Source organism: Janibacter terrae (assembly GCF_039636765.1).
Taxonomy (GTDB): domain Bacteria; phylum Actinomycetota; class Actinomycetes; order Actinomycetales; family Dermatophilaceae; genus Janibacter; species Janibacter terrae.
Map to the genome: position 1 here is coordinate 1,357,300 of NZ_CP144167.1, position 12,983 is coordinate 1,370,282.

Here is a 12,983-nt window from a genome sequence, read left to right on the forward strand (position 1 = left end):
AATCAATCAACTGGTGGCGTCGACAGGCTATTCCGTCGGGCGGCTACCTGCTGCCCCGCCGGGTGTTCACCTCGGTGCGGGATCATGCGCCGGTGACCTCCCTTTCGCCCCTCCTCCCGTCGCTCCTCGCGGGTGACCGCGCGCCGGCGCCGCGCACCCTCGTCGACATCTTCACGGGTGTCGTGGCCGCGCACCCGGACGCGCCGGCCGTCGACAGCGGGCAGGAGATGCTCACCTACGCCGAGCTCGCGGAGGCCGCGTCCGCGCTCGCCGAGCAGCTCGCGGAGCTCGGCATCGGGCCAGGGGACAAGGTCGGCGTGCGGATCCGCTCGGGGTCGACCGACCTCTACGTCGCGATCATCGGGATCATCCTCGCCGGCGCCGCCTACGTCCCGGTCGACGCCGACGACCCTGACGAGCGGGCGCGGGTGGTCTTCGAGGAGTCGGCGACCGTGGCGATCGTCGGCAACGACCTCGTCGTCACGACCACCGCTGTGGGACAAGGCCGCCCGCCGATCGAGCCGACGCCGCCGACGACCGGTGACGACGCCTGGGTGATCTTCACGTCCGGCTCCACCGGCAAGCCGAAGGGGGTCGCCGTCACCCACCGCAACGCGGCCGCCTTCGTCGACGCCGAGGCACAGATGTTCCTGCGGGAGGACCCGATCGCGCCGGGGGACCGGGTCATGGCCGGGCTGTCGGTCGCCTTCGACGCGAGCTGCGAGGAGATGTGGCTCGCGTGGGCGTACGGCGCCTGCCTCGTGCCGGCCCCGCGCTCGCTCGTGCGCTCCGGCGTCGACGTCGGGCCGTGGCTCGTCGCCAACGAGATCACCATCGTCTCGACCGTCCCGACGCTCGTCGCGCTGTGGCCGCCGAGCTCGCTCACGCGGGTGCGGCTGCTCATCATGGGCGGCGAGGCCTGCCCGCCGGAGCTCGCCGCCCGGCTCCAGGCGCCGGGCCGCGAGGTGTGGAACACCTACGGCCCCACCGAGGCCACCGTCGTCGCGTGCGGCGCGATGCTCGACGGCAGCGCCCCCGTGCGCATCGGCCTGCCGCTGGCCGGCTGGGACCTCGCGGTCGTCGACAAGGAGGGCGTGCCGGTCCCCGAGGGCGCCTCCGGCGAGCTGATCATCGGCGGCGTCGGCCTGGCCCGCTACCTCGACCCCGTCAAGGACGCCGAGAAGTACGCCCCCATGCCCACCCTCGGCTGGGAGCGCGCGTACCGCTCCGGCGACGTCGTGCGCAACGACCCGCTCGGCCTCGTCTTCGCCGGCCGGGCCGACGACCAGATCAAGCTCGGCGGTCGCCGCATCGAGCTCGGCGAGATCGACGAGCAGCTGCTGCGCGTCCCGGGGGTCGTCTCCGCGGCCGCCGCGGTCCGCTCCACCCGGGCGGGCAACAAGCTCCTCGTCGGGTACCTCACCGTCGCCGACGACTACGACGCCGCCCTGGCCCGTGACCTCCTGCGCGAGCGGATGCCCGCGGCCCTCGTCCCGCGCCTCGCGGTCGTCGACGAGCTGCCGACCCGCACCTCCGGCAAGGTGGACCGCGACGCGCTGCCGTGGCCCCTCCCTTCCTCCGGGACGAAGGGGGAGCCCCCCACCTCCTCGCTCAGCCCGACCGCGCAGTGGATCTCCGCGATCTGGGCCGAGGTCATCGGGGCGCCGGCGAGCAGCCCGACCGATGACTTCTTCGACCTCGGCGGCGGCTCGCTCACCGCGGCGCAGGTCGTGAGCCGGCTGCGCGACAAGCACCCCGAGACCACCGTCGGCGACGTCTACGAGCACTCGAGGATCGGCGATCTCGCGGCGTGGCTCGACGAGGCGTCGGCGAGCTCGACGATGGTGCGGTCCGACCGTCGCGTGCAGCCGATCCGCACGGGGACCCAGGTCGCCCAGCTCGTCGGGATGGTCCCGCTGCGGGCGCTCGCCGGCCTGCGCTGGCTCGCCTGGCTGGCGCTCGGCTCGACGGTGGCGGCCGCGCTCGGCGGGCCCGACTGGCTGCCGACGACCTCCCCGTGGCTGCTCGTCGTCTCGACCCTGCTCCTGCTCACCGCTCCCGGGCGGATGACCCTCGCCGCCCTGCTCGCCCGCGCGGTGCTGCACGGCGTCGAGCCCGGCTCGCACCCGCGCGGCGGGGCGGTGCACCTGCGGCTGTGGTTCGCCGCGCGCATCCAGGACGAGCTCGCGGCCGCGGGCCTGTCCGGCGCACTCTTCTTCCGGTGGTACGCCCGGCTGCTCGGGGCGCGCGTCGGCACGGGCGTCGACCTGCACAGCCTGCCCCCGGTGACCGGGTGGCTCACCGTCGGCCGGGGCGCGGCGATCGAGCCCGAGGTCGACCTGCAGGGCCACTGGATCGACGGTGACGTCGTCCACGTCGGTCCCATCAGCATCGGCCCACGCGCGCGCGTCGGTGCCCGCAGCACCCTCTCGCCCGGCGCGGTCGTCGGCGAGGGCTCCGAGATCGCGCCCGGCTCCCACGTGCTCGGCGCGGTCGCCGCGGGCGAGTTCTGGTCCGGGTCGCCTGCGGAGCGTCAGGCAGCGGCCCGTGGGCCCTGGTCGTCCGAGGAGGCGCCCGCGCCGCGCGGGTGGCTGGCCGGGTACGGCGTGCTCGCGCTGCTGGTCTCCGCCCTGCCAGGTCTGGGCGTGCTCGCGGGGGCCGCGCTCGTGTGGCCGGCCGTCTCCGACAGCACCGGTCTCGGTGACGCGCTCGTCGCGGCCCTGCCGTTGCTGCCGCTCGCCGTGGTCGTCGGCTTCGTCGTCCTCGCGCTGCTCGTCGTCGTGCTCACCCGCGTGCTCGCGACCGCGATCGAGCCGGGGCACTACCCCGTCCGCTCGCGGCAGGGTCTGGCCATCTGGGGCACGGTCCGCCTCCTCGACGAGGCCCGCGACTGGCTCTTCCCGATCTACTCCAGCGCCTTCACGCCCGTGTGGCTGCGGCTCCTCGGCGCGCGGATCGGCACCGGCGTCGAGGCCTCGACCGTGCTGATGATCCCCAAGCTCGTGCGGGTGAACGACCACGCCTTCCTCGCCGACGACACCCTCGTCGGCTCCTACGAGCTCGGCGGTGGCTGGATCCGCGTCGAGCGGGTCAAGGTCGGCAAGCGATCCTTCGTCGGCAACTCCGGCATGCTCGCGCCGGGTCGGCGGGTGCCCAAGCGCTCGCTCGTCGCCGTGCTCTCCGCGGCTCCCGGTCGCTCGGTCGCCAGGGCCGGCCAGTCCTGGCTCGGCTCGCCCCCGCGCAGGCTGCGCCGCACCGCCGCGGAGCAGGACTCGAGCCGGACCTACGACCCGCCGACCCGGCTGAAGGTCCTGCGCTCGCTCGTCGAGCTGGGCCGGGTCGTGCCGCTCTGGTGCACGATCGCGCTCGACGTGCTCGTCGCCGCCGCGCTCCTGCGGCTGCTCGCGGTCTCGCCCTGGCTCGCGCTGCTCCTCGCCGGACCGGTGATGATCCTCGGCAGCCACGTCGCGGCCGGCACCACGGTCGCCGCCAAGTGGCTGCTCGTCGGTCGGCACCGCCCGGGCGAGCACGAGCTGTGGACCTCCTTCGTCTGGCGCAACGAGCTCGCCGACACCTTCACCGAGATGCTCGCGGCGCCGTGGTTCGCGCGGATCACCGCCGGCACACCGGCGCTCAACGCGTGGCTGCGGCTCATGGGGAGCAAGGTCGGGCAGGGTGTCTGGTGCGACACCTACTGGCTGCCCGAGAGCGACCTCATCGAGCTCGGCGACGGCGCGACCGTCAACCAGGGCTGCGTCGTGCAGACGCACCTCTTCCACGACCGCGTGCTCAGCATGGACACCGTCACCCTCGGCGCCGGGGCGACCCTCGGCCCCAACAGCGTGATCCTCCCGGCCGCCAGCGTCGGCAGGCACGCGACCGTCGGACCCGTCTCGCTGGTCATGCGCGGCGAGGGCGTACCCTCGCGGACACGCTGGATCGGCAACCCGATCGGCCCGTGGGAAGGAGAGGACGCATGATGCGGCGAGGGAGCGACCCCTACGTCCCCGGGCACGGCGACTCGTCCTACGACGTCGAGCACTACGACCTCGAGATCGGCTACCGCGTCGACGGCAACCGGCTCGACGGCGAGGCGACCCTGCGGTGCCGGGCCAACGAGCCGATCGACCGGATCGACCTCGACCTCCACTCCCTTCGCACGGTCAAGGTCCACGTCGACGGTGCGGTCGCCAGGCACCGGGCCCACCTCGGCCGCGTCACCGTGCAGCTCGGGCGGACGGTCCCCGAGGGAGAGGACTTCGAGGTCCGGGTGCGCTACTCCGGCAACCCCGGGCCGATCCGCAGCCGCAAGCTCGGCGAGGCCGGCTGGGAGGAGCTCGAGGACGGGGTCATCGTCGCGGCCCAGCCGCACGGCGCCCCCTCGTGGTTCCCGTGCAACGACCGCCCGGACGACAAGGCGACCTACGACATCGCGCTCACCGTGCCCAAGGGCTACCACGTGGCCGTCGCCGGTGAGCCCGCCGGGCAGACCCACGGCCGCTCGGTCACGTGGCGCTACACGCAGCAGGCGCCGATGCCCACCTACCTCGCCACGGTGCAGATCGGCCGCTACGAGGTCATCGAGCAGACCGGCGCCCCCGTGCCGGTGCGCGTCGTCGCGCCCAAGGACCGTCCGCGCGAGGGCTTCGAGGCCGCCTTCGGCATGCAGCCGCAGATGCTCGGCTTCTTCGCCGAGACCTTCGGCGACTACCCCTTCGAGTCGTACACCGCGGTGATCACCGACGACGACCTGGAGATCCCGCTCGAGTCGCAGGGGCTGTCGACCTTCGGCCGCAACTTCATGTGCGACGACTGGGAGTGCATCCGCCTCGTCGCCCACGAGCTGAGCCACCAGTGGTGGGGCAACTCGGTGACGCTCACGCACTGGCGCGACATCTGGCTGCACGAGGGGTTCGCCTGCTACTCCGAGTGGCTGTGGTCCGAGCGCATCGGCCTGATGACCGTCGGCGAGCGCGCCGAGGTGCACCACGCCAAGGTCCGTGACGACGACGGGCCCGACCTGCTCCTCGGGGACCCGGGCCCCGAGCTGATGTTCGACGACCGCGTCTACAAGCGCGGCGCGCTCACCCTGCACGCGCTGCGGGCGAGGGTGGGGGACGCGAGGTTCTTCGACGCGCTGCGCACCTGGGCCGATACGCACCGCCACGGCAATGTCACGACGGCGATGTTCGTCGAGCACGCCGAGAGGGTGACGGGTGAGGACCTCGGCGGGCTCTTCGAGGAGTGGCTCTACTCCGTCGAGCTGCCGCCGCTGCCCGTCTGAGACCCGAGCACGGCCACCGCGGCCACGAGCCCGGCGGGGGCCTCGAGGTCGACGAGCTGCCAGTCGGCACAGCGGATCTCGCTCATCGGTGTGCGCATGCCCGCGCCGAGCGCCTTGAGCACCGCCTCCTTGCGGCACCACATCGCCGCGCGCTCGGCGGGGGCGTCGGCGCGCTCGTCGGGGTGGAGCACGAGAGCCGGGTCCCAGCGGGCCGCGACCGCCTCGAGCGACTCGACGTCGACGCCGACGGGGCTCGCGGCGACGGCGGTGAGCACGTGGTCGCCGCAGCGGGAGAGGCTCACGTGCGGCGAGCTGCCGTCCGCCAGGCGCACCCACGGGCGGCCGTGGGAGCCCGAGCCGCAGGCCGGGCAGTGGTGACCCGTGGTGACCGGCAGGGGGTGGTCGACGTGCGCGCGGAGGGCGTCGTGGGTCGAGGCGCGGTGGTGCCACATGACGTCCGGTCGGTCCACGGCCGTGAGTCTAGGAGCAGGCAAGTACTTGACGCGACAACTACTCTCTTCGTATCTTGGTTGTACTGACAACCGAAGGGCTTCACCATGCGCACCTCCACGACCCCCGTCGTCGCGACCGCCGGTTCCACCGACCCGACCGCGCCGCTCGTCGTGCTCCTGCACGGCCGCGGCTCGGACGAGCAGCAGATCATCGGGCTCGCGGACCACCTGCCCGTCGGCCCCGCGTACGCCGCCGTGCGCGCGCCCATCGCCGAGGGCGGTGGCTACGCGTGGTTCGCCAACCGCGGCATCGGCCGGCCGGTCGCGGAGTCGCTCGCCGAGCACATGACGTGGTTCCGCGGGTGGCTCGACGAGGTCGCGCCGGCCGGTCGACCCGTGCTGCTCATCGGGTTCAGCGGGGGAGCGGCCTTCGCCGGCGGCCTCGTGCTCGGCGACCCGTCGCGGTACGCCGGTGCCGCGATCCTCTACGGCACGCTGCCCTTCGACGCGGGCGTGCCGGTCGAGGCCGGCGCGCTGGCGCACCTGCCGGTCTTCGTCGCGCAGGGGGAGGGTGACCACGTCATCCCGCGTGAGCTGCTCGAGCGCACCTGGGAGCACCTGACCCGCGACTCCGGCGCGCCCGTCACGGCGATCCGCGAGCCCGGCGGACACCATCTGACCGGCACCGGGGTGCACCGCCTCGCGCAGTGGGTCGCGGCCCGCGTGCACCACCTGGGGGCCTTCGGTGCCGCCCCCGTCGGTGCGCCCCAGGACGTCGCGTGGCCGACCCTCGCCGGTGGTCGCCTCGACCCGCGCGAAGGGGGTCGCCCCGACGTCGCGTGGTCCATCCCGCAGCAGCAGCTGAGCGACAACGCGCCGGTCGAGCTGCAGGGCGCGCTCTTCGAGCGGGTGCGCGGCCTCGCGGGCGTCACCGTCGTGGACTCGCAGATCTCGGTCCCGGGCGCGCGCGCCCTCGTCCTCGACGCCCCCGAGGGGCCGGAGCCGGCCTTCCTCGTGCCGCAGGTCGGGGAGTTCGCCCACCTGCACCCGGCCGAGGACGGCTCGATGCACCTCGCGCTGCCGCCGGAGCAGGCCGCCGACCTCGTGGCCCGCGGCTGGGGCACCTTCCACCACTGGGCCGGTACGCGCCTGTCCGCCGGCTTCGTCATGGTCTTCGGCCCGCGCACCCCCCATGAGGTCGACGTCGTCGAGGGCATCGTGCGCGCCAGCCACGCCTACGCGACGGGGCGCTGACGTGGCGGGTGTCTCGTCCGTCACACCGGGCCTCTCGGGGGCCGCGGGGATTTCTCCCTTCGTCAGGGCTGGGTCACAATGGGACGTGTGAGCGCTAACTCTGGCAAGCACCGCGTCGTCATCATCGGGTCCGGCTTCGGCGGTCTGTTCTCCGCCAAGGCCCTGAGTGGCAAGGACGTCGAGGTGACCCTCGTCTCGCGCACCGGCCACCACCTCTTCCAGCCGCTGCTGTACCAGGTGGCCACCGGCATCCTCTCCGAGGGCGACATCGCCCCCGCGACGCGCGACATCCTCGCCCGGGACAAGAACGTGCGCACGATCCTCGGCGACGTCGAGGACATCGACATCGAGGCGCGCACCGTCACCTCCCGCTCGCTGGGCCAGCAGACGGTCACCCCGTACGACAGCCTGATCATCGCCGCCGGCGCCGGGCAGTCGTACTTCGGCAACGACCACTTCGCCCGCTACGCCCCCGGCATGAAGGACATCGACAACGCGCTCGAGCTGCGCGGGCGCATCTTCGGCGCCTTCGAGCTCGCCGAGACCACGACCGACCCGCAGGACCGCGAGCGGTTGCTCACCTTCGTCGTCGTCGGCGCGGGCCCGACGGGCGTCGAGATGGCCGGCCAGATCGCCGAGCTGTCGCACAAGACGCTCCGCCACGAGTTCCGCCACATCAACCCGCGCGACGCCCGCGTCGTGCTCCTCGACGGCGCCGACCAGGTGCTGCCCACCTTCGGTGACCACCTCGGCGGCAAGGCCCGCGCGAGCCTCGAGAAGCGCGGGGTCGAGGTCCAGCTCGGCGCGATGGTCACCGACGTCGACGGCACCGGGCTCGACGTGAAGTACAAGGACGGCTCGACGCGGCGCATCGAGGCCGTGACCAAGGTCTGGGCCGCCGGTGTCGCCGCCTCCGGGCTCGGCACCATGGTCGCCGACCAGGCCGGTGCCGAGACCGACCGCGCCGGGCGCGTCCTGGTCGAGGAGAACCTGACCCTCAAGGGCCACCCCGAGGTCTTCCTCCTCGGCGACATGATCAACCTCAAGGGCTACCCGGGCGTCGCGCAGCTCGCGATCCAGGGCGGTCGCTACGCGGCCAGGGAGATCCTCGGCCGGCTCGAGGGCAAGGAGCCGCAGGCCCCCTTCGTCTACAAGGACAAGGGCTCGATGGCGACGATCTCGAAGTACTCCGCCGTCGCGAGCATCGGCAAGATCAGCTTCTCCGGCTTCGTCGCCTGGCTGGCGTGGCTCGCCGTGCACCTCATGGCGATGGTCGGCTTCAAGAACCGCATCTCGACGCTGCTCAACTGGATGATCACCTTCCTGGGCAACAACCGCAACGAGCGCGTGACGACGATGCAGCAGGTCTTCGCGCGGCGGGCGATGGAGGACCTCGGTCCCGACGCCTACCCGGAGCTGCCGCGCCGCGGTCACGAGGAGCAGCGCGACGCGACGTAGGGTGCCTGCATGCCCCTGGACTTCACCATCGAGGACCACACCCTCGCCAACGGGCTGCGCGTGGTCGTGCAGCCCGACGCCACGACGCCGACCGTCACGGTCAACCTGTGGGTCGGGGTCGGCTCCCGCCACGAGGAACCGGGGAGGACGGGCTTCGCGCACCTCTTCGAGCACCTGATGTTCCAGGGGAGCGAGCACGTCGACAACGGCGAGCACTTCCAGGCGCTCATGGGCGTGGGCGGGCGGCTCAACGCGACGACGTGGTTCGACCGGACCAACTACTTCGAGACGATCCCCTCGGGGGCGCTCGAGCTGGCGCTGTGGCTCGAGGCCGACCGGCACGCCAACCTCCTCGCTGCCGTCAACCAGGCCAACCTCGACAACCAGCGCGACGTGGTCAAGGAGGAGAAGCGCCAGCGGTACGACAACCAGCCCTACGGCCAGGCGCTCACCACCGTCTACGCCACGGTCTTCCCGGAGGGGCACCCCTACCACCACCCGACGATCGGGTCCATGGAGGACCTCGACGCCGCGTCCGTGCAGGACGTGCACGACTTCTTCACTGCCCACTACGCGCCGGACAACACGGTCCTGACGATCGTCGGTGACGTCACGGCGGAGCGGGCGGTCGAGCTGGCCGAGCGCTACTTCGGGCACATCACGCACCGGGCCGCTCCGCGCCGCGCGCCGGTCGACGCGCTGCCGCCGCTCGACGAGCCGGTGCGGGTCGAGGTGGCCGACGAGGTCCCCAACGACCGCATCCACCTTGCCTTCCGGCTCCCCGCCGAAGGGGGCGACACCCGGGACGAGTTCCTCGCCGCCTCGATGGCCCTGGACTGCCTGGGCGGGCTGAGCTTCTCCCCGCTCGAGCAGACGCTCGTGCGGGAGGAGCAGCTGGCCAACAGCGTCGACGTCGGGGCGATGGGGTTCGTCGACGGCGTCTCGCTCGGGCTCGTCGTCGCGGACGTGGCGGAGGGCGTCGACACCGACATGCTCGAGGAGCGGATCTGCGCCGAGCTGACGGCCTTCGCCGATGCCGGGCCGACAACTGAGCAGATGGAGGCGGTCAAGGCGCAGGCCGAGCGCGGGTGGCTCTCGGCGCTGGCCGCCAAGGACGAGCGGGCCGACGTCATCGGGCACTACACCTGCCTCCACGACGACCCCGGCTACGTCAACACCTTCCTCGACCATCTCGCGGAGGTGACGCCCGAGCAGGTGCGCGCCGCCGCGGACCGCTGGCTGCGTCCGCACTCCCGAGCCGCCGTCGTCTACCGCGTCGCCCAGGAGGTGGCCGCATGAGCACCACGATCGTGCCCCGTCCGCAGGTCGCTCCTCCGGCCGACTGGTCCTTCCCGCAGCCGCGCGAGATCGAGCTGCCCAACGGCATCCGGGCGCTCGTCCACGACGTGCCGGGGCAGTACGTCGTCTCGGTGCGGGTGACGATCCCGGCCGCGCTGCGGCACGAGCCGCGCGAGGTCGAGGGGGTCGCGTGGATCATGGCGCGGCTGCTCGACGAGGGCACCCGCACGCACGGGCAGCGCGAGCTGTCTGAGTTGCTCGAGCGCCGTGGCGTGGCCATCGGTGCCGGGATGAGCGAGGCCACGCTCGGCGTCGACATGGACGTCCCGCAGCGCAACCTCGCCGCGGCGCTGGACCTGCTCACCGAGTGCATCACCGAGCCGGCCTTCGCCGAGGAGGAGGTCGCGCGGCTGCGGCGCACCCGCCTGGCCGAGATCGAGCAGGAGCGCGCCTCCGCCAGTCGTCGGGCGCTCAAGGAGTGGGCCGCGACGTACTACGCCGCGGACAGCCGGGCCAGCCGTCCCGGGTCGGGGACCCCCGAGAGCGTCGCCGCGATCACGCGCCAGGACGTCGTCGACTTCCACGCGACGCACGTGCACCCCGAGGGCGCGACCATCGTCGTCGCCGGCGACCTCACCGGGATCGACATCGAGGAGCTCCTCACGGGGTCGCTCGGTGCGTGGACGACCGGTGGTCGCAGGGTGTCGGTCGATCGCACGCCGGCGCCCCGGGCCGCCGACGCGGCGCGCGTCGTGCTCGTCGACCGGCCGGGCTCCGTGCAGTCCGAGATCCTCATCGGCGGGCCGGGCCCGGACCGACGGGTCGACTCGGGCTGGGCCCCCTTCCCGGTCATCGCCTATGTCGTCGGTGGTGCACCCAACGCCCGCATCGACCAGGTGCTGCGCGAGGACAAGGGCTACACCTACGGCATCCGAGCCGGCTTCCGGCCGCGCCAGGTCGGGTCCGCCTTCGCCATCTCGGGGTCGGTGCGCGCCGACGCGACGGTCGACTCGCTCCGCCTGCTGCGCGAGATCCTCGACGGCGTCGGCGAAGGCTTCTCCGAGGCCGAGACCCGCGCCGGGATCGACTTCCTGACCCTCACCGCACCCGGCCGCTACGACACCGCCGACGCCATCGCCGACGAGACGGTCGGGCTGGCGGGCGACGAGCTGCCGCTCACCTTCACCAGCGACGTCATCGCCGCCATGCGCGAGCTGACCCCGGCCGACCTCGACGCAGCCTGGCGCTCGCACGTCGACCACAGCTGGACGATCGTCGTCGTGGGTGACGCGTCGACGTACCGGGACGAGGTCGAGGCCCTCGGTCTGGGCCCGGTGACCGTCGTCCCCACCTGATGGTTGTGTGTTGAAGCGGTAGTCCTGCGAGCCGGGGACCCGGTATCCAGGAGTGCCGGCTCCCGGGACTACCTCTTCAACACACCACCTTGACCTGGGCCGGCTGTCCACAGGTCCGCATATCCCCTGCGCGGCGGGCCGCTCGGCGGCTGTGCTGGTCCGATGATCAGGACACGGGACCAGTGGCGGGGGACTGCGCGCGAGCTGGCCGCGGCCGTGGCACGAGGCGAGGTACTGAGGGTCGGTCGGTACTATGTCGCGCCCGACGCGCCGCAGGAGATTCGGGCGGCGCTGGCCGAGGGACTGCGGCCGACCTGCGCCACGGCGGCCGAGCAGCACGGGCTGTGGGTCCCCCCGGTTGCGGGCGTGCACGTCTACTCGCGTCGAGGGAGCACGCACCCCGGGTTCGTGGGGCACGGGTGGCACCACCGATGGCCCGAGGACTCTGCTGTCGCCTCACCCCAGCTCGCGCTGAGGCACGCGATGGGCTGCCTGGACCCGCTGGATGTCGGGATCATCGTGGACTCCGCGCTCCACCAGGGTCTACTCGGCGCACAGCAGGTGAGGGACCTGGCCGAGGGCGCACCGCGGGGGGTGGCCCGCGTCTTGGCGCGCGCCTCCGGCCAGGCGCAGTCCGGGACCGAGAGCAAGGCCAGGCTCTTCATGCAGCTGCACAACGTGACGGTCACCCCGCAGGTGGAGATCGACGGTGTGGGGAGGGTGGACAACCTGGCCGGGCGCCGGTGGATCCTCGAGTGCGACAGCCGGGCGCACCACACCGGTGTGACGACCTACGCCACTGACCGTGCGCGGGACCTGCGGGCTCTCGAGCTCGGGTACTTCACGACGCGCCTGACGCACTGGATGGTCTTCACCGGGTGGCGCCGGACGTCGGCCACCCTGCTCCGGGTGATCCGCAGCGGTCGGCACCTGGATCCACCCGAGCGGTGGGCTCTCTGAGCCGATGGTTGTGTGTTGAACCGGTAGTCCTGCGAGCCAGCAACCTCGTGGACATGGGTGCCGGCGCTGCCAGCTACCACTTCAACACACAACCACACCCCCTCAGGCGTCGGGCGACAACCGGGCCAGCACCTCGTCGTGCAGCAACCCGTTGGAGGCCACGGCGTTGCCGCCCCAGGGGCCCGGTGCGCCCTCGAGCGAGGTGAACCGGCCGCCGGCCTCCTCGACGATGGCGACGAGCGCGGCCATGTCGTAGACCTCGAGGTCGGGCTCGGCGGCGATGTCGACCGCGCCCTCGGCGACGAGCATGTACGACCAGAAGTCCCCGTACGCACGCGTGCGCCACAGGTCCGAGGTGAGGTTGAGGAAGGCCCTGCCGCGGCCGCGCTCGCGCCAGCCCTCCAGCGAGCTGTACGACAGGGAGGCGTCCTGGAGCCGCGAGACCCGGGAGGCCCTGATCTGCTTGGCCTGGGAGAGCGAGCGGCCGGTCCACGCCCCCGCGCCCTTGGCGGCCCACCAGCGGCGACCGAGCGCCGGCGCGGCGACGAGGCCGACGACGCAGTCCTCGCCGTCGACGAGGCCGATGAGCGTGGCCCAGACGGGCACGCCGCGGACGTAGTTCTTGGTGCCGTCGATCGGGTCGATGATCCAGCGACGCTGGGAGGTGCCGGTGCTGCCGAACTCCTCCCCGAGGATCGCGTCGCGGCCGCGGGCACGGCTCAGCTGGGCGCGGATGGCTTCCTCGCAGCTGCGGTCGGCGTCGCTGACCGGGGTCAGGTCCGGCTTGGACTCGACGACGAGGTCGGAGGCCTGGAACCGTGCCATCGTGATCCGCTCGACCTGGTCGGCCAGCACGTGGGCGAGGCGCAGGTCATCGGCGTAGTCGGAGGGGAGCATGCCGCCAAAGTACCTGTCCGCCAG

Annotated in this window: 9 protein-coding genes; 7 read left to right on the plus strand and 2 right to left on the minus strand. The window is 72.8% G+C overall.

Annotated elements, in window-relative coordinates; translation table 11 throughout:
* The first annotated feature begins 92 nt into the window (after nucleotides 1-92).
* Entirely contained in the window at nucleotides 93-3,980 is a 3,888-nt protein-coding gene (locus V3C34_RS06825) for a Pls/PosA family non-ribosomal peptide synthetase (protein ID WP_346008373.1), read from the plus strand.
* A complete protein-coding gene (locus V3C34_RS06830; RefSeq protein WP_346008374.1) occupies nucleotides 3,977-5,284 on the plus strand; it encodes a M1 family metallopeptidase in 1,308 nt (435 codons plus the stop codon). The genes V3C34_RS06825 and V3C34_RS06830 overlap by 4 nt, the downstream gene beginning before the upstream one ends.
* Here the strand turns inward: V3C34_RS06830 and V3C34_RS06835 are convergent.
* Nucleotides 5,251-5,754, minus strand: a complete 504-nt coding sequence (locus V3C34_RS06835) for a 4'-phosphopantetheinyl transferase family protein (protein ID WP_346008375.1) — start codon at nucleotides 5,752-5,754, stop codon at nucleotides 5,251-5,253. The genes V3C34_RS06830 and V3C34_RS06835 overlap by 34 nt on opposite strands.
* Before the next feature lie 87 nt (nucleotides 5,755-5,841).
* On the opposite strand from V3C34_RS06835, the gene V3C34_RS06840 reads away from it, so the two are divergent.
* The 5 genes from V3C34_RS06840 to V3C34_RS06860 all read left to right on the plus strand — a co-directional run bounded on the left by V3C34_RS06840 (nucleotide 5,842) and on the right by V3C34_RS06860 (nucleotide 12,062).
* Nucleotides 5,842-6,990: a phospholipase gene (locus tag V3C34_RS06840; RefSeq protein ID WP_346008376.1), complete on the plus strand. Its 1,149-nt coding sequence runs from the start codon at nucleotides 5,842-5,844 to the stop codon at nucleotides 6,988-6,990.
* Between the two features lie 78 nt (nucleotides 6,991-7,068).
* Entirely contained in the window at nucleotides 7,069-8,448 is a 1,380-nt protein-coding gene (locus V3C34_RS06845) for an NAD(P)/FAD-dependent oxidoreductase (RefSeq protein ID WP_346008377.1), read from the plus strand.
* 9 nt (nucleotides 8,449-8,457) lie between these two features.
* Nucleotides 8,458-9,747, plus strand: coding sequence for a pitrilysin family protein (locus tag V3C34_RS06850; RefSeq protein WP_346008378.1), 1,290 nt, complete (start codon nucleotides 8,458-8,460; stop codon nucleotides 9,745-9,747).
* Nucleotides 9,744-11,102 carry a pitrilysin family protein gene (locus V3C34_RS06855; RefSeq protein ID WP_346008379.1) on the plus strand — a complete coding sequence of 453 codons (1,359 nt, stop codon included), beginning with the start codon at nucleotides 9,744-9,746 and terminating at the stop codon, nucleotides 11,100-11,102. The genes V3C34_RS06850 and V3C34_RS06855 overlap by 4 nt, the downstream gene beginning before the upstream one ends.
* A 162-nt stretch (nucleotides 11,103-11,264) precedes the next feature.
* A complete protein-coding gene (locus V3C34_RS06860) occupies nucleotides 11,265-12,062 on the plus strand; it encodes a hypothetical protein (protein ID WP_346008380.1) in 798 nt (265 codons plus the stop codon).
* Between the two features lie 102 nt (nucleotides 12,063-12,164).
* On the opposite strand, the gene hisN is transcribed toward V3C34_RS06860, so the two are convergent.
* Complete coding sequence (gene hisN / locus V3C34_RS06865) at nucleotides 12,165-12,959, minus strand: histidinol-phosphatase (RefSeq protein ID WP_068422766.1); 795 nt, start codon at nucleotides 12,957-12,959, stop codon at nucleotides 12,165-12,167.
* Between the last annotated feature and the right edge of the window lie 24 nt (nucleotides 12,960-12,983).